At 65.8% G+C, this 21376-nt stretch carries 21 protein-coding genes and 1 pseudogene; 15 read left to right on the forward strand and 7 right to left on the reverse strand.

All coding sequences use genetic code 11. From position 1 onward, the window contains the following. Positions 1 to 146 precede the first annotated feature (146 nt). On the reverse strand, positions 147 to 863 hold the full coding sequence (gene rph, locus FJW10_RS26025; protein ID WP_112098165.1) for a ribonuclease PH: 717 nt from the start codon (positions 861 to 863) through the stop codon (positions 147 to 149). A gap of 197 nt (positions 864 to 1060) precedes the next feature. Here rph and hrcA point away from each other — a divergent pair, with 197 nt between their 5' ends. The 6 genes from hrcA (at position 1061) to FJW10_RS26055 (ending at position 6725) form a co-directional block, all read left to right on the forward strand. Further along, the gene (gene hrcA, locus FJW10_RS26030) at positions 1061 to 2143 is read left to right on the forward strand and encodes a heat-inducible transcriptional repressor HrcA (RefSeq protein WP_140658212.1); all 1083 of its coding nucleotides are present in this window, start codon (positions 1061 to 1063) and stop codon (positions 2141 to 2143) included. A gap of 72 nt (positions 2144 to 2215) precedes the next feature. Further along, positions 2216 to 2413, forward strand: coding sequence for a hypothetical protein (locus FJW10_RS26035; protein ID WP_140834782.1), 198 nt, complete (start codon positions 2216 to 2218; stop codon positions 2411 to 2413). A 117-nt stretch (positions 2414 to 2530) separates the two neighbouring features. Further along, positions 2531 to 3871, forward strand: coding sequence for a sorbosone dehydrogenase family protein (locus tag FJW10_RS26040; RefSeq protein ID WP_140902216.1), 1341 nt, complete (start codon positions 2531 to 2533; stop codon positions 3869 to 3871). Positions 3872 to 4116: 245 nt separating this feature from the next. Next, the gene (locus tag FJW10_RS26045) at positions 4117 to 4734 is read left to right on the forward strand and encodes a LysE family translocator (protein WP_140902217.1); all 618 of its coding nucleotides are present in this window, start codon (positions 4117 to 4119) and stop codon (positions 4732 to 4734) included. A 187-nt stretch (positions 4735 to 4921) separates the two neighbouring features. Further along, on the forward strand, positions 4922 to 5902 hold the full coding sequence (gene cysK / locus FJW10_RS26050) for a cysteine synthase A (RefSeq protein ID WP_140645934.1): 981 nt from the start codon (positions 4922 to 4924) through the stop codon (positions 5900 to 5902). Between the two features lie 196 nt (positions 5903 to 6098). Beyond that, on the forward strand, positions 6099 to 6725 hold the full coding sequence (locus FJW10_RS26055; RefSeq protein WP_140902218.1) for a glutathione S-transferase family protein: 627 nt from the start codon (positions 6099 to 6101) through the stop codon (positions 6723 to 6725). On the opposite strand, the gene FJW10_RS26060 is transcribed toward FJW10_RS26055, so the two are convergent. Both FJW10_RS26060 and FJW10_RS26065 read right to left on the reverse strand, forming a co-directional pair. Then, positions 6722 to 7969: an RNA polymerase sigma factor gene (locus tag FJW10_RS26060; RefSeq protein WP_140902219.1), complete on the reverse strand. Its 1248-nt coding sequence runs from the start codon at positions 7967 to 7969 to the stop codon at positions 6722 to 6724. The two genes, FJW10_RS26055 and FJW10_RS26060, sit on opposite strands and share 4 nt — an antisense overlap. An 11-nt stretch (positions 7970 to 7980) precedes the next feature. Beyond that, positions 7981 to 8349 carry a YciI family protein gene (locus tag FJW10_RS26065; protein WP_140834777.1) on the reverse strand — a complete coding sequence of 123 codons (369 nt, stop codon included), beginning with the start codon at positions 8347 to 8349 and terminating at the stop codon, positions 7981 to 7983. Positions 8350 to 8590: 241 nt separating this feature from the next. On the opposite strand from FJW10_RS26065, the gene FJW10_RS26070 reads away from it, so the two are divergent. From FJW10_RS26070 to FJW10_RS26085, 4 genes are all read left to right on the forward strand, one after another. Beyond that, entirely contained in the window at positions 8591 to 9052 is a 462-nt protein-coding gene (locus tag FJW10_RS26070) for a RidA family protein (RefSeq protein WP_140902220.1), read from the forward strand. A 202-nt stretch (positions 9053 to 9254) separates the two neighbouring features. After that, a complete protein-coding gene (locus FJW10_RS26075; protein WP_140834775.1) occupies positions 9255 to 10214 on the forward strand; it encodes a TAXI family TRAP transporter solute-binding subunit in 960 nt (319 codons plus the stop codon). 227 nt (positions 10215 to 10441) lie between these two features. Then, positions 10442 to 12538, forward strand: a complete 2097-nt coding sequence (locus FJW10_RS26080) for a TRAP transporter permease (protein WP_140902221.1) — start codon at positions 10442 to 10444, stop codon at positions 12536 to 12538. Continuing rightward, on the forward strand, positions 12535 to 12912 hold the full coding sequence (locus FJW10_RS26085; protein ID WP_140902222.1) for a DUF1850 domain-containing protein: 378 nt from the start codon (positions 12535 to 12537) through the stop codon (positions 12910 to 12912). Before FJW10_RS26080 ends, FJW10_RS26085 begins: the two co-directional genes overlap by 4 nt. A 44-nt stretch (positions 12913 to 12956) precedes the next feature. Here FJW10_RS26085 and FJW10_RS26090 read toward each other — a convergent pair. The 3 genes and pseudogenes from FJW10_RS26090 to FJW10_RS26100 all read right to left on the reverse strand — a co-directional run. Continuing rightward, positions 12957 to 14549: pseudogene (locus tag FJW10_RS26090) on the reverse strand (DUF4166 domain-containing protein); the annotation flags it as partial. Between the two features lie 24 nt (positions 14550 to 14573). Beyond that, positions 14574 to 15020: a thiol-disulfide oxidoreductase DCC family protein gene (locus FJW10_RS26095; protein WP_140902223.1), complete on the reverse strand. Its 447-nt coding sequence runs from the start codon at positions 15018 to 15020 to the stop codon at positions 14574 to 14576. A 212-nt stretch (positions 15021 to 15232) separates the two neighbouring features. Beyond that, positions 15233 to 15379, reverse strand: coding sequence for a hypothetical protein (locus FJW10_RS26100; RefSeq protein WP_108702809.1), 147 nt, complete (start codon positions 15377 to 15379; stop codon positions 15233 to 15235). Between the two features lie 395 nt (positions 15380 to 15774). Here FJW10_RS26100 and FJW10_RS26105 point away from each other — a divergent pair, with 395 nt between their 5' ends. The 3 genes from FJW10_RS26105 (at position 15775) to ligD (ending at position 19739) form a co-directional block, all read left to right on the forward strand. Then, positions 15775 to 16281: a ferritin-like domain-containing protein gene (locus FJW10_RS26105; RefSeq protein ID WP_140834772.1), complete on the forward strand. Its 507-nt coding sequence runs from the start codon at positions 15775 to 15777 to the stop codon at positions 16279 to 16281. 80 nt (positions 16282 to 16361) lie between these two features. Continuing rightward, positions 16362 to 17225 carry a Ku protein gene (locus FJW10_RS26110; RefSeq protein WP_140902224.1) on the forward strand — a complete coding sequence of 288 codons (864 nt, stop codon included), beginning with the start codon at positions 16362 to 16364 and terminating at the stop codon, positions 17223 to 17225. Between the two features lie 12 nt (positions 17226 to 17237). Continuing rightward, a complete protein-coding gene (ligD, locus tag FJW10_RS26115; RefSeq protein WP_140902225.1) occupies positions 17238 to 19739 on the forward strand; it encodes a DNA ligase D in 2502 nt (833 codons plus the stop codon). Positions 19740 to 19794: 55 nt separating this feature from the next. Here ligD and FJW10_RS26120 read toward each other — a convergent pair whose 3' ends face one another. After that, positions 19795 to 20469 carry a winged helix-turn-helix domain-containing protein gene (locus FJW10_RS26120; RefSeq protein ID WP_140902226.1) on the reverse strand — a complete coding sequence of 225 codons (675 nt, stop codon included), beginning with the start codon at positions 20467 to 20469 and terminating at the stop codon, positions 19795 to 19797. A gap of 166 nt (positions 20470 to 20635) precedes the next feature. On the opposite strand from FJW10_RS26120, the gene FJW10_RS26125 reads away from it, so the two are divergent. After that, positions 20636 to 21004 (forward strand): NIPSNAP family protein, encoded by a 369-nt coding sequence (locus FJW10_RS26125; protein WP_140902227.1) that lies wholly within the window; start codon positions 20636 to 20638, stop codon positions 21002 to 21004. Next, positions 21001 to 21345, forward strand: a complete 345-nt coding sequence (locus tag FJW10_RS26130) for an antibiotic biosynthesis monooxygenase (RefSeq protein WP_140902228.1) — start codon at positions 21001 to 21003, stop codon at positions 21343 to 21345. The genes FJW10_RS26125 and FJW10_RS26130 overlap by 4 nt, the downstream gene beginning before the upstream one ends. Positions 21346 to 21376: the final 31 nt, after the last annotated feature.

Raw genomic sequence — 21376 nt, forward strand, 5'->3', positions numbered from 1 at the left:
AAGGGGGGAGATTGGCAGCTTCGGCGAAGGCGCCATTCTTGCAACGCTGGCGATTGGCGAAAGCGGTCGCGACATCTGATCTCCCTCCTTGAGGGGGAGATGGCCGGCAGGCCAGAGAGGGGGGCCCAGGCTCGGCATTCGAAAACCTACGCCACCGCCATCTGCTGCAAGCTCACCAACCGCGAGATACCCTTCTTCGCCAGCCCCATCAGCGCCGCGAACTGCTCCTCGGAAAACGGCTCGCCTTCCGCCGTACCCTGGATCTCGACGATGCCGCCCTTGCCGGTCATGACGAAATTGGCGTCGGTGCCGGCCGAGGAATCCTCGAGGTAATCGAGATCGATGACCGGCTGGCCGTCATGGATGCCGCAGGAAATCGCCGCGACATGGTCCTTCAGCACCTTGGAAACGCTCACCATCTGGCGCGCTTCCATCCAGCGCAGGCAATCATAGAGCGCTACCCAGCCGCCGGTAATCGAGGCGGTGCGGGTGCCGCCATCGGCCTGGATGACGTCGCAATCGACGGTGATCTGCTGCTCGCCCAGCGCCTGCAGGTCGACCACGGCGCGCAAGCTCCGGCCGATCAGCCGCTGGATCTCCAGCGTGCGGCCGCCCTGCTTGCCGGCGGAGGCCTCGCGCCGCATGCGCTCGCCGGTCGAGCGCGGCAGCATGCCGTATTCGGCCGTCACCCAGCCCTTGCCGGAATTGCGCATCCATGCCGGCACTTTTTCCTCCAGGCTCGCCGTGCACAGCACATGCGTGTCGCCGAACTTCACCAGGCACGAGCCTTCGGCATGCTTGGAGACGCCGCGCTCGAAGGAGATGGCGCGCATTTCGTCGGCTTGGCGTTTGGAGGGGCGCATTCGGCCTTCTTTCTTGTCGTTTTGCGGAATCGTGGCCGGCTTGTAGACGCATGCGGGGCAAGTCGCAAAGGAAAAGGACGCCGCGCAGGAAAACGGGCCGGGCGACCGCAAACGCGGCGCCGTGACCGCAAACGCGGCACCGGGTTGCGCCGCTGTGGCTTAAGTCTATATCTTTCGGAAGGAGGTTTCTCGCCGGAATGAACAAACCAGTCGATCCGACGTCGCAGTCGCCGGTACTTCAATCACTCGACATGCGCTCGCGCGATATCTTCCGGCGGATTGTCGATTCCTATCTGCGCGACGGCGAGCCGGTCGGCTCGCGCAGCCTGTCGCGCATCCTGCCCTCCTCGCTGTCGCCCGCCACCATCCGCAACGTTATGAGCGACCTCGAGCATCTGGGCCTGATCTACGCGCCGCATATTTCCGCCGGCCGCCTGCCGACCCAGACCGGCCTGCGCTTCTTCGTCGATGCTTTCATGGAACTCGGCGACCTTTCCGACGACGAGCGCCGCGTCATCGAGGCGCAGGTGCGCGCCTCCGGCTCGGGCGCGACGCTGGAGCATATGCTGACCGAGGCCAGCCAAATGCTGTCCGGCATGTCGCGCGGCGCCGGCCTCGTGCTCGCCTCCAAGAACGAGGTGGCGCTGAAGCACATCGAATTCATCCAGCTCGAGCCCACCAAGGCGCTGGCCGTGCTGGTGTCGCAGAACGGCGATGTCGAGAACCGCGTCGTCGACCTGCCGGCCGGCATCACCGTCTCGCAGCTGCACGAGGCCTCGAACTTCCTCAACGCCCATATCAGGGGGCGCACGCTTGCCGAGGCGCGCATCGAGATCGCCCGCATCAAGGACGAGACCAGGACGGCGCTCGACACGCTGTCGCAGGATCTGGTCGAGAAGGGGCTGGCGGTCTGGGCCGGCGCCGAGAGCGGCCTGCCGGCGCGCCTCATCGTGCGCGGCCGCGCCAACCTCCTGGAAAACGTCACCGCCCAGGCCGATCTCGAGCTCCTGCGTCATCTGTTCGAGGATCTGGAGACGCAGGACGGGCTGCTGCAGCTGCTCGACCTCGCCGAGGAAGGACCTGGCGTGCGCATCTTCATCGGCTCGGAGAACAAGCTGTTTTCGCTGTCCGGCTCGTCGCTGGTGGTTGCGCCCTATCGGGACAAGGACGCCCGCGTCATCGGCGCGCTTGGCGTCATCGGCCCGACCCGTCTGAACTACGCCCGCATCGTGCCGATGGTCGATTACACCGCGCAGCTGATTTCACGAATGCTGCGCTAGGTGTATCGGTATACAGGGTGATGTCGGCCTGACCTGAATCTCGACACACCTGAGGGTGCAAAGGAGAAAAACATGGCGCTGGAATCGCTCAAGGCCCAGATCGGCCTGCTGCTTGAGGAGATGGTGAACCAGCCCGAGGACGAGCACGAGATCCAGGAGCAGCTGCGCGAGAAATTGCGGGAGATGCGCGCAATGGGTCTGCCCTTGCCGGCTGACCTCGTCGAGTTGGAAAAGCGCCTCGACGACGATCTGGATGCCGAAGAGGCCTGAGCCCGAGGCCCCTCAAATCCGCGTGCGCAAGCTTCTCTTTTCGATCGTTTGCCCAATATGTCCTGGCTCTGGGCGCCTGATCGATTGAGGCGCGCTGGCAGACGACGGAGGACAGCCATGATGCGGATCGCCGGCCTTGCGGGCCTCGCGCTGGTCTTTGCCACCGGCGCCTTTGCACAGCAGGCCGATCAACCTTTGCTCAGCGGTGAAAAGGCCTTCGGCGATTGGAAGGCCGACCGCCCGGGCGTGCGCCGGCTGCTGAAGCCAGAGGATTTGCCGAAGCCGGATGTGACGGAGTCCGCCTCGAACGGCGGCGGCGTCACCGAGCGCCCCGAGGACGCGAAGCCGAAACTTCCGCCCGGCTTCTCCGCCGAGATGGTCGCATCCGGCATCGATAGTCCGCGCGTCGTGCGCGTGGCTCCGAACGGCGACCTCTTCGTCGCCGACAGCCGGGCGAACCAGGTCCGTGTCTATCGCCTGGCGGAAGGCAGCGCCAAGCCCGCGCAAAAGTCGGTCTTCGCCAAGGGCCTGACCCGGCCCTACGGCATCGCCTTCTATCCGCCTGGCGACACGCCGCAATGGGTCTATGTCGCCAACAGCAACAGCGTCGTCCGCTTTGCCTATCGCGACGGCGACCTCAAGGCGTCCGGCAAGCCGCAGATCATCGTCGCAAAGATCCCCGCCAGCCATCACTGGACGCGCGACATCGCCTTCTCGCCCGACGGCAAGACGCTTTATCTGTCGGTCGGCTCGGGCTCCAACGTCGCCGAGGACATGGGCGCAAAGCCGAAGGGCGGTGTCGAGGCGTGGGCGAAATCGCAGCCGCTGGGCGAGGCCTGGGGTCCGGAACAGGGTCGCGCCGACGTGCTGGCCTTCGATCCGGACGGCAACAACCGCAGGACCGTCGCCACCGGCCTGCGCAACTGCTCCGGCATGACCGTGCAGCCGGCGACAGGCGCGCCCTGGTGCGTCGTCAACGAGCGCGACGAGCTTGGCGACAACATCCCCTTCGAATACGCGACCGCCGTGAAGGACGGCGCCTTCTACGGCTGGCCCTGGTATTACATCGGCGACAACGAGGACCCGCGCCACAAGGGCGCGCGCCCCGACCTCGCCGGCAAGGTCACGGTTCCGGATGTGCTGATCCAGGCGCATTCGGCGCCGCTCAACATCGCCTTCTACGACGGCGGCAATTTCCCGGCCGACTACAGGGGCGATGCCTTCGTCGCGCTGCACGGCTCGTGGAACCGCAACGTCCGCACCGGCTACAAGGTGGTGCGGCTGAGATTCAAGGACGGCAAGCCGACCGGCGAATACGAGGACTTCGCCACCGGCTTTGTCATTTCCGATGACGCGGTCTGGGGCCGGCCGGTCGGCGTCGCCGTTGCCAGGGACGGCGCGTTGATCCTCACCGAGGACGGCAACGGCACCATCTGGCGCGTTACGTATGGCGGGTAGCTCCCCCCAATCTCGTCATTCTAGGGCTGCGCGCGTCGCTCCGCTGCTTGCTCCGCCCTGGAATGACGACAGGACTGATCGTTTCGGCAATCTCCAAGGTATGCGGCGTCCCACAAAGGAACCAGCTCCCGGTCGAACTGGCGCAACGAATCGCATTGCGAGGGGAATTACCGTCGCACTGGCATCATGATAAAAGCCCGGCTCTCGACAGCGGTCCCCGCAGGACTGTACGCCAGGCCAGAACCATGACACTCACCGGATTCCTCGCCTACAGCGCCGCCCTCGGCATCGCCGCCGTCATTCCCGGCCCCGGCGTCACGGCGCTTGTCGCCCGCGCGCTCGGCTCCGGCTTCCGCTCGTCGCTCGCCATGTCGTTCGGCCTGATGCTCGGCGACCTCACCTATCTCACCGCCGTGGTGCTCGGGCTTGCTTTCGTCGCCCAGACCTTCGGCATGGTCTTCCTCGCCATCAAATGGGCCGGCGTCGCCTATCTCGCTTTCCTCGCCTGGCGCTTCTGGACCAGCGGCATCACGCCCGAAACCGTCGAGGCCCGGAAGGCCAAGGGAGGTCTGGTGTCGAGCTTCGCCGCCGGGCTGACCGTGACGCTCGGCAATCCGAAGACGATGATCTTCTATCTCGCCATCACGCCGACCATCGTCGACCTGAAGACGATCACGCTCGCCGACTACGCCATCCTTGCGATGCTCACCGTGGCGGTGCTGTTCGTGGTGCTGGTGCCTTACCTGGTTTTGGCCGCCAAGGCGCGCTGGTTCCTGAAATCGCCGCGGGCGCTGAAGGTCCTCAACCGCACCGCCGCCGGCTTCATGATGGGCGCGGCCGCGGCCATAGCGGCGCGCCAATAGGCGCCAATCTCAACCCGCGCCCGATTCGGCCAAACCATTCCCGAAACCCGCTGTGGCGGAAAATGCTTTTCCGGTCGTGGGCGCTTTTGAGCAACCGCCCCACTCGGATATTTTCGGTCGCCGGCCTATCTTGCGCGGCTGAAAGCCCTATTCTGTTTTTGCCTGTGCCATTGCCTTGGAGCGAACCATGAACAAGCCCGTCACCTCCGCGCGCGTGCCCGGCCGCGGCCGCGTCTTCAATTCGATCACGGAGACGATTGGCGACACGCCGCTGGTCAGGCTGGACAAGTTCGCCAGGGAGAAGGGCATCGTCGCCAATCTCATGGCCAAGCTCGAATTCTTCAACCCGATCGCTTCGGTCAAGGATCGCATCGGCGTCGCCATGATCGAAGCGCTGGAGGAGGCTGGCAAGATCGCGCCCGGCAAGACCACGCTGATCGAGCCGACCTCCGGCAACACCGGCATCGCGCTGGCCTTCGCCGCCGCCGCCAAGGGCTACAAGCTGATCCTCACCATGCCGGAGACCATGTCGGTCGAGCGCCGCAAGATGCTGGCGCTGCTCGGCGCGGAGCTGGTGCTGACCGAAGGCCCGAAAGGCATGAAGGGCGCCATCGCCAAGGCCGACGAGCTCGCCGCCACCCTGCCCAACGCCATCATCCCGCAGCAATTCGAGAATCCGGCCAATCCCGAAATCCACCGCCGCACCACGGCCGAGGAAATCTGGAACGACACCAATGGCGAGGTCGACATTTTCGTTTCCGCCATCGGCACCGGCGGCACCATCACCGGCGTCGGCCAGGTGCTGAAGAAGCGCAAGCCCTCGCTGCAGGTCGTGGCGGTCGAGCCGGAAGCGTCGCCGGTGCTGTCGGGCGGCCAGCCCGGCCCGCACAAGATCCAGGGCATCGGCGCCGGCTTCGCCCCGAAAATCCTCGACACGTCGATCTATGACGAGGTCGTCAGGGTTTCGAACGAGGATTCGGTCGCCAATGCGCGTCTCGTCGCCCGCCTCGAAGGCGTGCCGGTCGGCATCTCGTCGGGCGCAGCACTCCAGGCGGCCATCGTCGTCGGCTCGCGGCCGGAGAACAAGGGCAAGAACCTCGTCGTCGTCATCCCCTCTTTCGCCGAGCGCTATCTCTCGACCATCCTGTTCGACGGGCTGGGCGCTTAGGCATACCCCTCGTCATCCTCGGGCTTGACCCGACGATCCATGCCTTGACCGCGGCCGTGGAATGCCGCGGGAGTGTCTCGCTTAATCCCTGGACTGTTCAAAAAAGCATCCGTGGCAGGCGCTGCCCGGCTTGAGCAAGACCGGGCTTCCGGCTCATATCGCCGCCAGGCCTCATCGGCAGGCGGGAGGATTTCTCATGTACAAGCTCTATACGCGCCCGGGCAGCGGCGGCTTCGTCGTCGAGGCTGCGCTTGCCATGACCGGCCTGCCCTTCGAACAGATCGATGTGCCGAAGAAAGATCCGCCCGATCCGGCCTTCCTCGCCATCAGCCCGCTGAACCAGGTGCCCGCGCTGACGCTGCCCGACGGCCATTCGCTGACGGAGTCGGCGGCAATCTGCATTCTGCTCGCCGAGCGCCACCCGCAGGCCGGCCTTGCGCCGCAACCGGGCTCGCCCGGCCGCGCCGAATTCCTGCGCTGGATGGCCTTCATGTCGTCGGTGCTCTATCCGGCGATGCTGCGGCTCTATTACGCGCACCGCTACACCGCCGATGGCGAAGGCCTCCAGCCGGTGAAAGCGGCGGCGGTCGCCGAGATGGATCGCGGCTTTGCTATCCTCGACCAGGCGCTGGCCGGCCGCAACTGGCTGGCCGGCGAGACGCTCTCGCTGGCCGACATCTACCTGGTCATGCTGGTGGCTTGGCATCCCGACCTCGAGAAAGCGCGGGCCGCCTGGCCGAACATCGAGCGCCTGTGGGCGAAACTGCGCCGGCACGACCTCATGCGCAAGCTGAACGCATCGCACGAGATGTGGGCCGCTTAACTCCCAATAAGCTTCGCCTTCTCGCCCTGCAGGAAACGCCGCAGCGCGGGGTCGCGCTCGAGGCCGATCGCCCGGTCGTAGCACTGGGCCGCCTGCTTCGTGTTGCCGAGCCTGGCCAACAGCCCGGCGCGAGCGGCCCAATAGGGCTGGTAGTCCTGCAGCCGCTTGTCCTCGCCGAGCACGTAAAGTGCCGCCAGCCCAGCCGTTGCACCCTCGGTTTCGGCGATCGCCACCGCGCGGTTGATCGCCACCACCGGCGAGCCGGCCACGGCCTGCAGCGCGTCGTAAAGCTGGCGGATCGCCGTCCAGTCCGTGCCGCCGCCGCGCCGGCGCGCCGTATGGGCGGACTGCACGGCCGCCTCGAGCTGGTAGCGGCCGATGATGCTCCCTTGCGCGGCGCGCACCAGCAAGGCCTCCGCCTCGTCGATCAGGCCGTCGTCCCAGAGCGCGATATCCTGCTCGGCCAAAGGCACGAAATCGCCTTCTGGGCCGCGCCTCGCCGAGCGGCGCGCCTCGGCGAACAGCATCAGCGCCAGCAGCCCGAGCGCTTCCGGCTCGTCCGGCATCAGCGAGGCGACCAGCCGACCGAGCCAGATGCCTTCGGTGGCGAGGTTGCGCCGCCGGCTGTCGGTGCCGGTCGGGTCCGACCAGCCTTCGGCGAAGGTGGCGTAGATCGCCTCCAGCACCGCGCCCAGCCGGTCGCCCAGCTCCGCCTGCTCCGGCACGCGGAACGGAATCCCGGTTTCGCGGATGCGCGCCTTGGCCCGCACCAGCCGCTGTCCCATCGTCGCCGGCGAAACCAGGAAGGCCGAGGCGATCGTCGCGGCGTCGAAACCGAGGATCGTCTGCAGGATCAGCGGCGCGCGCACGCTGGCCTCGATCGCCGGATGGGCGCAGGCAAACATCAGCCGCAGCCGGTCGTCGGGCAGCTCCTCGCCGCGCATGCGCGCCTCCATTTCCTCGGCCATCAGCTGCAGATGATCGCGGGCCGCCTCGCCGGTCAGCCGCCGCCGCACCGCGTCCACGTCGCGCCGGCGCGCCACCGCGAGCAGCCAGGCTTCCGGCTCCGCCGGGACGCCGGTTCGCGGCCAGCGTTCGAGCGCGGCCGCGAAGGCATCGGCCAGCGCGTCCTCGGCGCCGGCGACGTCGCGCGTGCGCGCCGCGAGCCAGGCGACCAGCTTGCCGTAGCTGCGCCGGGCGGCCGCCTCGGCCGCCGCCCGCGCGATCTCCGAGCGATCATCCATCACAGGGTTCGCTATGCGGCGGCTATGTACTCGGCCATTTCCCAGATCGGCCGCACCTCGACCGTGCCGGTGCTGGACGCGGGACAGCGCGCGCCCCATTCGATGGCCGTATCGATGTCGGCCGCCTCGATCATGTAGAAACCCGCCAATTGCTCCTTGGTGTCGGCATAGGGGCCGTCGAGCACATTGGTCTTGCCGTTCGCCATCCGCACCGCGGTGGCCGCCTGGGTCGGGCGCAGCCGCTCGCCGGCGATGTACGCGCCGGATGTCTTCAGCGCCTCGGTATAGGCGCCATAGGCCGCGAGCACCTGTTGGGTCTGCTCCTTCGGAGCGTTCGCCATCGCGGCTTCGTCATTGTAGATCAAAAGCATGTATCGCATGGTCTTCTCCCGTTTTGTTGACGGCCGCTTTCGTCGCGTGCCGACCTATGTCGTGCGGCCGCGGCCGATTTCGACAGGCATCGGGAAAATCTTTCGTCCTCGTCCGGCGATTGCGCAAGCACCACGCTCTCCAGGCAGCCAGGGCCGATCGCGGCAACGCTGGAACAACTGGCAGCGGCGCCTCGCGGCGCTATCCTTTTTCTCCGGAGCGGCGGATCGCGCGAAAAGATGGGAGAAGACCATGGAACTTGTGACCCACAAGAAATTCAAGAACGGCCGGCTGATGCCGTGGGGAAAGGGAACGGTCGTCAGCGGGGCGAAGGGGACCGTCTATCTTTGCGGAAACACGGCCACATCGGATGACTACGATCCAATGGGCAAGAAGGGCGGCGGCTTCGTCGGCGATGCCGCGGCGCAATGGCGCGCGGTGCTCGGCAATATCAAGTCGGACCTGGAAGAGCTCGGCAGCGGTCTCGAACATCTCATCAGGCTCACCTTCTTCGTCAGGGGGCCGTTTCCCGACGGCGGCGTCCTCGGCTCGCCCAATTTTCGCCTGGACGTGCTGGACGCGTTCTTTGCCGAGCACTGTCCCAAGCATTGCAGCTACAACAACCCGCCGCCCTCGGAGGTGATCGGGGTCGCGGCGCTTGCTCAAGCCGATATCGTCATCGAAATCGTCGCGGTCGCGGCGCTGCCGGACTGAGGTCCGCCGCCGCAAGCCGCGCAGCGGCATCCGGTGCTTGCAGCGGCGTGCGGACAGAACGGATTTGAGCGGTTCTGCTGTCTTAACCGTTCGTCTAATGACTGCAATTGCGGGTTGGCATTTGCCGCTCGCTGTCTAAACTCTCCGCGAACTCGGGCCGGGAGGACGGCGCGGCCCGGATGTTTTCAGGGAGGAAATCGCGATGTTCAATTTCAGGACCAGGCTTGTTGCCGCCGGCGCGCTGGCGCTGTCGCTTGGCCTCGGCGCCGTGTCGGCCGGGGCGCAGGAATTCATCAATGTGCTCACCGGCGGCACGTCGGGCGTCTACTATCCGCTCGGGGTCGCGCTGTCGGAGATTTACGGCAAGGGCATCGAGGGCTCGCGCACCCAGGTTCAGGCGACCAAGGCTTCGGTCGAGAACCTCAACCTGCTGCAGCAGGGCAAGGGCGAGATCGCCTTTGCGCTCGGCGATTCCGTCAAGATGGCCGCCGAAGGCAACACGGAGGCCGGCTTCCCGGGCAAGCTCGACAAGTTGCGCGGCATCGCCGCGATCTATCCCAACTACATCCAGATCGTCGCCAGCCGGGACTCCGGCATCAAGACGCTCGCCGACCTCAAGGGCAAGAGTCTGTCGGTCGGCGCGCCTGCCTCCGGCACCGAGCTCAACGCGCGCGCCATCTTCGCCGCCGCCGGTCTCAAATACGAGGATCTCGGACGGGTCGAATATCTGCCCTTCGCCGAGTCGGTCGAGCTGATCAAGAACCGCCAGCTCGATGCCACCTTGCAGTCGGCCGGCCTCGGCGTCGCCTCCATCCGCGACCTCGCGACCTCGCTTCCCATCAACGTCGTCGCCGTGCCGGCCGAGGACGTCGCCAAGATCGGGGCGCCCTATCTTTCCGTGGTTATCCCGAAAGGCACCTATGAGGGACAGACGGAAGACGTCGCGACCGCCGCGGTCGGCAATTTCCTCATTACCCGCGCCGACGTCTCCGACGAGACCGCCTACCAGATGACCAAGCTGCTGTTCGAGCATCTCGACCAACTGGCTGCCGCGCATGCCGCCGCCAAGGCGATCGATCCGGCCAAGGCGCTGGACGGCATGCCCGTGGCGCTGCATCCCGGCGCGGAGAAATATTACAGGGAAAAAGGGTTGCTGAAGTAGGGCCCATCGAGGAAAGGCTATCGCATAGCCCAGCGCCAGCCCCCTCATCCGGCCGCTTCGCGGCCACCTTCTCCCCGACGGAGAGAAGAGACCGGCGCCAACGCCGACCGCCTCCTCTCCCCTCGGGGAGAGGTCGGTCGAGCGAAGCGGAGGCTGGGTGAGGGGGAGCGCCATACGCGGTTTCCCTCCCCTCAACCGAGACGGTATTGCCCGCCAGGAATCCGCCAATGACCGATACCCCCACCGTTCTTTCCCCGATCGCCGAGGAACAAGTCGAAGGCCTCCCGCCCGGTTTTGGCGACGGCCTTGCCGGCAAGGTGGCCTTCCTCATCGCCGTCGCCTTCTCCGTCTTCCAGATTTACATCGCCGCCTATGGCAGCCTGCCCAGCCAGGTGGTGCGGGCCATGCATGTCGGCTTCCTGCTGCTGCTCGGTTTCGGCCTCATCGCCAACCTGCGCGCCAGGAGCGCAGCGGCGAAGCTTGGCTTCTGGGTGCTCGGCCTGCTCGGCTTCGGCACCGGCCTCTACAACTGGGTCTTCTACGCCGACCTCATCCGCCGCTCCGGCTTCCTCACCACGCCGGACCTGATCGTCGGCGCGTTGCTGGTGATGCTCGTCTTCGAAGCAGCCAGGCGGCTGATGGGCCTGCCGCTGGCCGTCATCGCCTTCATCTTCCTCGCCTATTGCTTCGTCGGCAACCACCTGCCGCCGCCCTTCACCCATCGCGGCTATGATTTCGCGCAGCTGGTCGACACCTTCGCCTATGGCACCGAAGGCATATACGGCACGCCGGTCTATGTTTCGGCTGCCTACATCTTCATCTTCGTCGTCTTTGCCGCTTTCCTCGAACGAGCCGGCATGATCGCCCTGTTCAACGATTTCGCGCTCGGCCTGGTCGGCTCGTGGCGCGGCGGCCCGGCCCAGGTCTGCGTGCTGTCCTCCGCGCTGATGGGCACAATCTCCGGTTCGGGCGTCGCCAATGTCGTCGCCAGCGGCCAGTTCACCATCCCGCTGATGAAGCGCTTCGGCTTCCGCTCCGCCTTTGCCGGCGCGGTCGAGGCGACCTCCTCGATGGGCGGCCAGATCATGCCGCCGGTGATGGGAGCCGTCGCCTTCATCATGGCCGAGACGCTGAACATCCCTTATGCCGAGGTGGTCAAGGCGGCGATCATCCCGGCGCTGCTCTATTTCGGCGCCTGCTTCTGGCAGGTGCATCTGGAGGCCGGCAAAGCCGGCCTGCACGGCATGGCCAAGGCGGATTTGCCCAATCCGTGGGAAGCGGTCAGAAAGCACTGGCCGCTGGTGCTGCCGCTTGCCGCGCTGATCTACCTGCTGTTTGCCGGCTACACGCCGATCTTCGCCGGCACGATGGGGCTCGCGCTGACCATCGTGCTCATCCTCGGCACGCCGCTGGCAGCCTTGATCGGGCCGCTCGCCTTCCGCTTCGTCTTCTGGCTGGCGCTCGGGCTGGCCGCGGCGTCTTTCATGCGCTTCGGCGTCAATGTGCTCAGCCTCGTCATCGCGGCGCTCGTCATCGCCTGCCTTGCCTTCAAGGGCGGGCGCGAGACGCTGCGCATCTGCGTCGATTCGCTTGCCGAAGGAGCGAAGAACGCCCTGCCCGTCGGCATCGCCTGCGCCATCGTCGGCATCGTCATCGGCACGCTGACGCTCACCGGCATCGCCTCCACTTTCATCGGCTGGATCATATCCATCGGCGAGAACAACCTGTTCCTGTCGCTGGTGTTGACCATGCTCACCTGCCTGGTTCTCGGCATGGGCATTCCGACCATCCCCAACTACATCATCACCTCCTCTCTCGCCGGCCCGGCGCTGCTGTCGCTCGGCGTGCCGCTGGTGGTCAGCCACATGTTCGTCTTCTATTTCGGCATCATGGCGGATCTCACCCCGCCGGTGGCGCTCGCCGCCTTTGCCGCGGCACCCATGGCCAAGGAAAGCGGCCTCAAGATCGGCATCCAGGCGTCCAAGCTCGCCATCGCCGGCTTCGTCGTGCCGTTCATGGCCGTCTACACGCCGGCGCTGATGCTGCAGGACGCGGGCCCGATCGCGGCTTCGTTCGGCTATCCCGTCGAGGTCGCCTACATCGTCGTCAAGGCCTGCATGGGCATCGTGCTGTGGGGGGCTGCCGCCGTCGGCTTCCTCGCCCGCCGCATGGCTTGGTGGGAGCGTCTCGTCGCGTTCTGCGCCGGCCTGCTCCTGGTGGCCGCATTGCCGCTCACCGACGAGACCGGCTGGGTGCTGGCGCTGGCGTGGATCGGCTGGCACTGCTGGCGCGCCCGCCGGCTGTCCGCCGCCGACACTCCATGAGCCTGTGTATCCTCGCCGCCGGCAAGACGGTGACGCTCGCCGTCGCCGCCTTCACGCTATCCTGGACACATTCGGTGGAACGGACGCGCTGGCAGGAGGACTGGACGGTGACGCCGGCCGGGCTGCGGGTCGTTGAGGCACGGGTCAAGGGCTCCGGCGCCGGCATGGAGCCGCCGGAGGGCTCGGTGCTGCGGGGCGGCTGGTGGGTCTATGCGCCCCGGATCGGACCCCAGCCGCGTCTGGTGCTCGCGGCATCCGGCGCCACCGGGGAAGGCTGGACGCTGTGCACGGCGGCCAACTGCCGGGAACTGGGCGGGACGGCCGGCGAACCCACCGTGCTCGAACCGTGCGACGGCTCGAGCCAGCCACGGTAGCGCACGATCAGCCCGGCGACCGGGTGCGATATCTCGACATGGAAGCGGAAGCGGTCGTCCTCGACTGTTTCGTACGCGTTCGACCGCGGGCAAAGCCACATCGGCAATGGCAGACCGAGAAAGCTCCAGCGGCGCAGCACGAGCGACAGGCGGTCCTCGCCGGCCACCAGCGCCATGGCGAAGGTGAGGGGGCCGAAGCGCTCGCAAAGCAGCCGATCCGAGCGGCCACGTCCGGCAAATTGCCGGCTCGAAAAACCGTGAGTTCCGAAAGACCGCGTCCAGGTCTCGCCTTGCCCGTCTGTGACGAAACGCACCTTGACGGGGACATCGGCTGCAGTAGGCGGAAAGCCGGCCATGCGCGCGGCAAGCCGGCTAAGAATACCGCCGCCGCGCTCCACGCTCGCACTTCCTTCCGCCATAGCCGCTCCCTCATGCATGGCGCGGATTTCAGCTGGCAGGCTTTTCCAGGCATCGCCGAGCACACCGGAATAGAGAGCCTTTCCCTTGTCGGTGTCGTTCCTGAGGCCGGTGTGGATCGTCTTGCCGGCAAACAGCGCTTCATAGTCCGCGAGATCGACGTCACGCACCGCCGCCCGGGCGCCCGGCAAGGGCATGCGGCCGTCGAGCGCCTTGCGGACGATCGCCTCGACCGCCATGGACGGGATCAGCGGCCCGTCATCGCCCTCGGCCAACAGGTGCCAGGACCGTTTGATCGGCTTGCCGGCCTCGTCCGCGCCTTCGACTTCGACGAACATGCCGCCGCGATGCTCGCCCCATGACAGCCGGTTGGTCGCCCAGTGCATCAGCGGCGCCAGCGGCGACAGCGATCGCGCCAGGCCGGCACGGACCAGCCAGGCCAGGCCGATCAGCGCGCGGTGCAGCACCTCGGGCACCGGCCCGGCGCCCATCCAGATCGTGCTCGCCTCCGGCCACAGCGCCTGCAGCGCGCGCAGGTCCGGCACGTCGACCAGCGAGAACAAGGTGTTCCTCACCGGTACACGCCCGGGCGGCGCGATCGTGTACCGCATCTGCTCGGTGAGCGGGTAACCCTCGGCCGGCCTGCCGCCGCGCTGCAGCCGCACCGCCCGGCCGGCATAGCTCGCGATGGCGCGGATGACGTTCTCGCCGACGCCGGCGAAAGGCGACGGCGCGATGCCGCCACGGATGGTGCCGACGCGCGCCATGCCGGCCGAAAGATGGCGCACCACGGCGGCCGTCAGCACCGGGAAGCTCGACACCCCGGACAGCACGACGACGCCGGCCGCCCTGGCTGCCGCGTCGAAAGCGGATACCCCGGCGACGAAGTCCGAACCGTCGGCAAGGTCGAGATAGTGGATGCGCGCGGCGATACAGGCCTCGACCAGCCGGTAGCGCCCCTCGCCATAGGCCTGAAACGGACCGCTGGCGTCGACGACGATGTCGGGCAGCATGCCGGCGAGTTGCGCGCCAAGGTCGCCGTCGCGGTCGAACGTCGCCGGCACCAGCCGAGCCTTGGTGTTGCCTCGATCCCCGCAATAGGCCGCTGCCTTGGCGAGCGACCGGCCGGCGATGATGAGCTCGAGGCGCGGCTCGTTCTCCAGCAATTGGACGATGCGTCCGCCGAAGGTGCCGTAGCCGCCGACGATGAGAAGCTTCATGCCATGCCCCCAAGCCAATCGCCGTCAGCCGATCAACCGCTCCCGCAACTCGGCCGAAGGAATATCGCAACTGTCCTTGCAGCCGAACAGCGCGTAGCGGTTCTTGGCGACGCGGTCGTAGAGCCAGTCGCGCAGCGGCCGCGGCAGCATGAGCAGCGCCTTTGCAATGCGCCATGGCCAGCCGAGCGCGGCCATGACGGCGATGAAGCTGTCGAGGCGCGTGAAGGCCGCGCCGTCGATGATGGCGAGGTTGCTGTCGTAATCGTCGGTCGGCAGGCCGTGCTCACGAAACAGTGCCTCGCCGAGCGGCGACTGCGCCGTGGCGAAGCGGAAGCGTTTTTTCCGGTCGAGCTTGAGGATGAGCTGGACGAAGCCCGAGCAGAACACGCAGACGCCGTCGAAGACGATCAGCGGCTGGCTGGCGTCATAGGCCTGGCGCGGCAAGGTGGGAGGTTCGGGCAGGTCGGTCATGGCGGCCCCGGCTGCTTGTGGCCCCCTTACGCTATGCCAAGGGGACACTGAGCTGGGGAGACACTAAGCCAGCCGGCGGCGGCGTCAAAGCCGCGGCGTTGTCGCACGCCATGTGGCGGCGAGCGCAAGGCGTTCGGCGCGATAGGTGGTAGTGCGCTGGTCGGCGGCCGGCCGGCAGATGCGGCTGTGGTGGGCGCGTTCGCGGGTCATGATCAGTTCGCGCTGACGCCCAGCGAGTTGCCGCGGCGCGCGCACGCAGGGCCTGGGCCGCGCATGTAATAGCGCTCGGGCCGATAGGTCGGCGCGACGAATTCGCGAATGGCTGCGGCGTAGCCGGCGATGTGATTCCAGAAGTTCATTTTTACTGTCCCTGTCCCGCTTTCGGATGTCCCGTCCGAATTGTTCGAGAGCATAGCGTCGAGGCGTGAATAGTCGGTGAACGTGATGTTAATTTCTGGTCCGAAACACGTTGCATCGTGGCCGGATTACGGCTGATTCGCGGTCTTTCGGTGCCTTTCGTCGCCTTTCCGCCCCGTGTGACTTTTGCATCACATATGTTTCGTTCCGATGTCGCTTGCGCGCGCATCTGTTTCACGTTTGCCCGGGGACAGGGAATTTCCTTTCGCGCGCCTGGGCGGGCAGGAACCTGTCACGGAAGACGACGTTGACCTCGCAAGGTCGGGCGAACCGGCCGGTTGACGGCTGTCCTGCCGGGCAACTTCCTCAAAACGCGAAACATGGAAAGGCAACCGCCATGGGCTTCTTTTCGAAAGACATCAAGACGCTGGACGACCTCTTCATCCACACGTTGCGCGACATCTATTATGCCGAGAAGCAGATCGAGAAATCGCTGCCGAAGATGATCGACAAGGCGACCGATCCGCAATTGAAGGCCGGCTTCGAGAAACATCTTGCGCAGACCAAGGGCCACATCGAGCGGGTCGAGCAGGTGTTCGAGCTGCACGGCGTCAAGGCCAAGACCGTCAACTGCCCGGCCATCGACGGCATCCTCGCGGAGGCCGACGAAGTCAGCGGCGATGTCGACGACAAGGAGGTTCTGGACGCTGCGCTGATCGCATCCGCCCAAGCCGTCGAGCACTACGAGATAACGCGCTACGGCACGCTGATCGCCTGGGCCAAGCAGCTCGGCCGCAGCGACTGCGCCAACGTGCTGGCCAAGAACCTCAAGGAAGAAGAGGCGACGGACCGCAAGCTAACCGAGATCGCGGAAAGCAAGGTCAACCTGCAGGCCGCCGAATAGCAGGCCGCGTGGCAGCCCTCCCGGAACCCAAGCGAACCCCTGTCCGTTGCGATTGAAACCGCATCGCGCAGGAGTTCGCAATGGCACCACGCCCGGCCTGGAAGGGCTATCTCAAACTGTCGCTGGTCACGTGCGCCATCGAGCTCACCAACGTCGTGACCCATGCCGAGAAGGTCTCTTTCCGCATCCTCAACCGCAAGACCGGCAACACCGTCAAACGCATCTATGTCGATGCCGGGACCGGCAAGCCGCTTGAGGAGGGGGACGAGATCAAGGGCTATGAGGTGAGCGACGGCGATTTCATCCATATCGAGGAGGACGAGATCGAAGCGGTGCAGATCGAATCCTCGCACACGATGAGCCTCGACGGCTTCGTCGAGAAATCCTCGATCGAGCAGATCTATCTCGATACGCCCTACTATGTCTCGCCGGCGGACAAGGTGTCGGAGGAGGCTTTCGCCGTCATCCGCGATGCGATGGCTGGCAAGAAGATGGCTGGCCTTGCGCGTATCGTGCTTTACAGCCGCGAGCGCCCGGTGGTGATCGAGCCGCTCGGCAAGGGCATGGTGCTGACGACGTTGCGCTACGACAACACTGTGCGCCAGCCCGACGCGGTGTTCGGCGAGATCAAGTCGGTGAAGACCGACCGGGAGATGACGGATCTCGCCGAGCTCATCATCGACAAGAAGCATGCCAAGTTCGATCCTTCGAAGTTCGATGACAAATACGAGGATGCGCTGCTCGAGCTGATCCGCGCCAAGAAGGCCGGCAAGAAGGCGCCCAAGGCCAAGGCGCCGCCGAAACCCTCCAATGTCGTCAACCTGTTCGACGCGCTGAAAAAGAGCTTGAATGCCGATGGTGGCGGCAAGGGCGGCAAATCCACCGCCAAGGCGCCGGCGAAACGAACCAAAGCCAAGCCCGCGCCGAAGCGCAAATCCGCATAGGAGCACAGCGTCATGGCTGGTCTCGAGCAATATCACGCCAAGCGCGATTTCAAGAAAACAGCCGAGCCTGCGGGCAAGGTCGCGCGCGGCAAGAAGGGCGGCGGCATTTTCGTCGTCCAGAAGCACGCCGCCACGCGGCTCCACTATGATTTCCGGCTGGAGCATGACGGCGTGCTGTGGAGCTGGGCGGTGACGCGCGGCCCGAGCCTCGATCCGCATGAGAAGCGGCTGGCCGTGCATGTCGAGGATCACCCGATCGACTACGCGTCCTTCGAAGGCACCATTCCGAAGGGCCAATATGGCGGCGGCTCAGTCATCGTCTGGGACGAAGGCAGGTGGACGCCGGATGGCGATCCGGCCAAGGGCATGAAGAAAGGCCATATCGACTTCGAGCTCGAGGGTCACAAGCTCAACGGCCGCTGGCATCTGGTCAGGCTGAGGCCCCGCCCGGGCGAGAAGCGCGACAATTGGCTGCTGATCAAGTCCGACGATGCCGCCGCCCGGCCCGGCGAGGATGTCCTCGAGGAGGAACCGAAATCGGTGAAGTCGGGCCTGACTATCGAGGAGGTGGGCGAAGGCAAGGCCGCCAGGGGGGAGAAGCCGAAAGTCTGGCAATCCAACAGGCCGGCTGCCGCCAAGGCCAAGGCCGGGCATGACAAGCGTCTCGACTTCATCGAGCCGCAGCTGGCGACGCTGGAGAAGGATGCGCCCGCCGGCGAGGACTGGCTGCATGAAGTCAAGTTCGACGGCTACCGCATGCAGGCGCAGATCGCCGGCAGCGAGGTCAGGCTGCTCACCCGCGCCGGTCTCGACTGGACGGACAAATTCGATGGTCCGGTCACCGCCGCGCTTGCCGGGCTGAAATGCCGCGACGCCATCATCGACGGCGAGATCGTGGTTTTGGCCGACAGCGGCGTGTCGTCCTTCCCCTTGCTGCAGGCGGATCTGTCGGCCCGACGCGCCGACCGCTTCGTCTATTATGTCTTCGACCTGATGCGGCTCGACGGCAAGGACCTGCGCCGCGAACCTTTGGTCGAACGCAAGCAGGCGCTGGCCGAACTGCTCGGCGAGCAGCCCGACCATTCGGGGCTGCGCTTCAGCGACCATTTCCACGAGCCGGGCAAGGTCATGCTGCAGCATGTTTGCCGCATGGGCTTGGAAGGCGTGGTGTCGAAACGTGCCGATGCGCCCTACCGCAGCGGACGTGGGCTCTCCTGGATCAAGTCGAAATGCACGCTCAGGCAGGAATTCGTCATCGGCGGCTATCTGCCCTCGGACAAGACCGGGCGCGGCCTGCGCTCGCTGCTGGTCGGCTTCAACGAAGGCGGCAAGCTGCACTATGCCGGCCGTGTCGGCACCGGCTTTTCCGGCAAGGTGATGACCGATTTGAAGAAGAAGCTAGACGGCCTCGAGGCGAAGGGCTCGCCGTTCTCGGCCGCCGTGCCCAAGGGCAAGGGCCTCACCTTCGTCAAGCCGGAGCTTGTCGGCGAAGTGGAGTTCCGCAGCTGGACTTCCGACCGTATAATCCGCCACGCCTCGTTCCAGGGGTTGCGCGAGGACAAGCCGGCGGAGGAAGTCGTGCAAGAACAGCCGAAGAAGGCCGAAAGCGAAGCAAAACCGAACGCAAAGACGGCGCCGAAGCCCTCGGCCGGAATGGCGAAGACCTCGGTAAAGCTCTCGCATCCCGACAAGCTGCTGTGGCCCGACGAAAAGGTCTCCAAGCAGGACCTGCTCGATCACTACGCGCTGGTCTGGCCGCGCATGGCAGAATTCGTCGTCAACCGGCCGCTGAGCCTGGTGCGCGCGCCGGACGGCATCAACGGCCAGCGCTTCTTCCAGAAACACGCCTCGCCCGGCATGAGCGACAAGATCGCCAGGATGAAGGATCCGACCGACGGCGAGGAGATCCTGTTCATCAGGGATTTCGACGGCCTGGCCGCACTCGTCCAGTACGGCGTGGTCGAGGTCCATATCTGGGGCTGCACCCTCGACGCGCTGGAGAAGCCGGACCAGATCATCTTCGACCTCGATCCGGACGAAGGCGTGGATGTCGGCAAAGTGCGCGAGGCGGCGCTCGACATCCACAAGCAGCTTGGCGAGCTGTCGCTGCCGAACCTTGTCAAGACCTCCGGCGGCAAGGGCTATCACGTGCTGGTGCCGCTGAAACCCTCGGCGGAGTGGGACGCGGTCAAGGACTTCGCCCATGATTTCGCCCGCGCGCTGGAGCAGGCCGCGCCCGACCGCTACACGGCGACGCTGTCGAAGAAGGCGCGTACCGGCAAGATCTTCGTCGACTATCTGCGCAACGGCAGGGGCTCGACCACGGTCGCGCCCTATTCCTCGCGCGCCAAGAAGGGCGCGACGATATCGATGCCGGTGACCTGGCCTGAGATCGAAAAGGGACTTGCGCCGAACGCCTTCCCGCTTGGCGATGCGACGACGCTGGAACAGTTGAAGAAGGCCGATCCGTGGAAGGAGTTCTTCAAGCTGGGGAAGTCGCTGAAGCGGGGATGAGCCTGGGCGAAGGAAGGCCACGTCGTGGTTCTGTCAGCATCGTGTGATTGTCCGCCTAGGAGAGAAACACCCGCTTGAATTCCTGCCTGCCCGTCGGCGAGAACACCACGGCGCGGCTGTCCTTTTCGCGCCGGGCCCATTTCTCGGCGATGATCCTGTCGAGGATGGCGGCGCCCAGAGTGCCGGCGAGATGCGAGCGCCGCACGCTCCAGTCGAGGCAGGCGCGGCACACCGGCCGCCGCGCCTTGGCATGGGTGTCGATGCCGAGCGCGGAAAAATGCGAGACGCCGGATGACGAGAGCCTGATCTCGTTGTCCTCGCGCAGCAAAAGTTTCCTGTCGAAGAGCCGGTCGAGCATCGCCACCGCCTGCTCGCCGGCGAGGTGATCGTAACAAACGCGCGCCACGCGCATGGCCGCGTCGCGCGGGCCGGGCCGTACACGCTTCGGGCCGACCGCCTCGGCGACGCCGATGATCGCTTCGATCATGACGGCCACCTGCGCGCTGGCCAGGCCATAATAGCGGTGGCGCCCCTGGCTGGCCAAGGTCAGCAGCCCGCCTTCCATCAGTTTCGACAGATGCGAGGAAGCGGTGGGCAGCGACACGCCGGCCTCGAGCGCCAGTTCCGACGCCGTCAGCGCCGTACCACCCATCAACGCGTTCAGCATGTTGGCGCGGGCCGGATCGCCGACCAGGCTGGCGATGCGGGCGATGTCCGGTCCTTCACGCATGGTTCGATCCTTATCGAAGCATTCCCGTCAGGGAAGCATTATTCTGGGGTCATCTCAAGCAGCGCGGCAAACCCTCCTGACAGGAATATGCCTAGCACAATGACGCAAGCGATGTTTCGACCGGGATCGAACCGTCGTCGAAAAACAACCATACGAGGACACCGACATGACCATCACCTGCTTCATCCGCTACGAGATCGATCCGTTCGGCAAGGCGGCGTTCGAGCAATATGCGCGCGTCTGGGGCCAGGCCATTCCGCGTTGCGGCGCCGACCTGATCGGCTACTACGCCCCGCACGAAGGCTCGGCCACCACGGCCTATGCCGTCTACAACATCGAGAGCCTCGCGGCCTATGAAGCCTATCGCGCCCGGCTTGCCGCCGACCCGGCCGGCAAGGCAAACTACGAATTCGCGCGGCGCGAGAAATTCATCCTCAAGGAGGACCGCGTCTTCCTGAAGCTGGTGTCCGGCCCGCATGGCCCGCGGCAGGTCTTTCGCACCGACGTGACGGTCAGGGAAGGGATGGAGGCATGATCGCAGTCATCTTCGAAGTGGAGCCGGCGGAAGGCAAGCGCGATGCCTATCTCGGCATCGCCGCGGAGCTTAAGCCCCTGCTCGACGGCATAGACGGTTTCATCTCGGTCGAGCGCTTCCAGAGCCTTGCCGATCCCAAGCGGGTGCTGTCGCTGTCCTTCTGGCGCGACGAGGACGCGGTGAAGGCCTGGCGCAACACCGAGGAGCACCGGCAGGCGCAGAAGGCGGGGCGGGGCGGAATCTTTGCCGGCTACCGTTTGCGCATCGCCCATGTCGTGCGCGACTACGGGATGACCGAAAGGGCGGAAGCGCCAAGGGATAGCCGCGCGGTGAATGGGTGAACCGCGCCTTCCCTTATCCCCTTGCGGGAGA

The sequence above is a fragment of the Mesorhizobium sp. B4-1-1 genome (assembly GCF_006439375.1).
Lineage (GTDB): Bacteria > Pseudomonadota > Alphaproteobacteria > Rhizobiales > Rhizobiaceae > Mesorhizobium.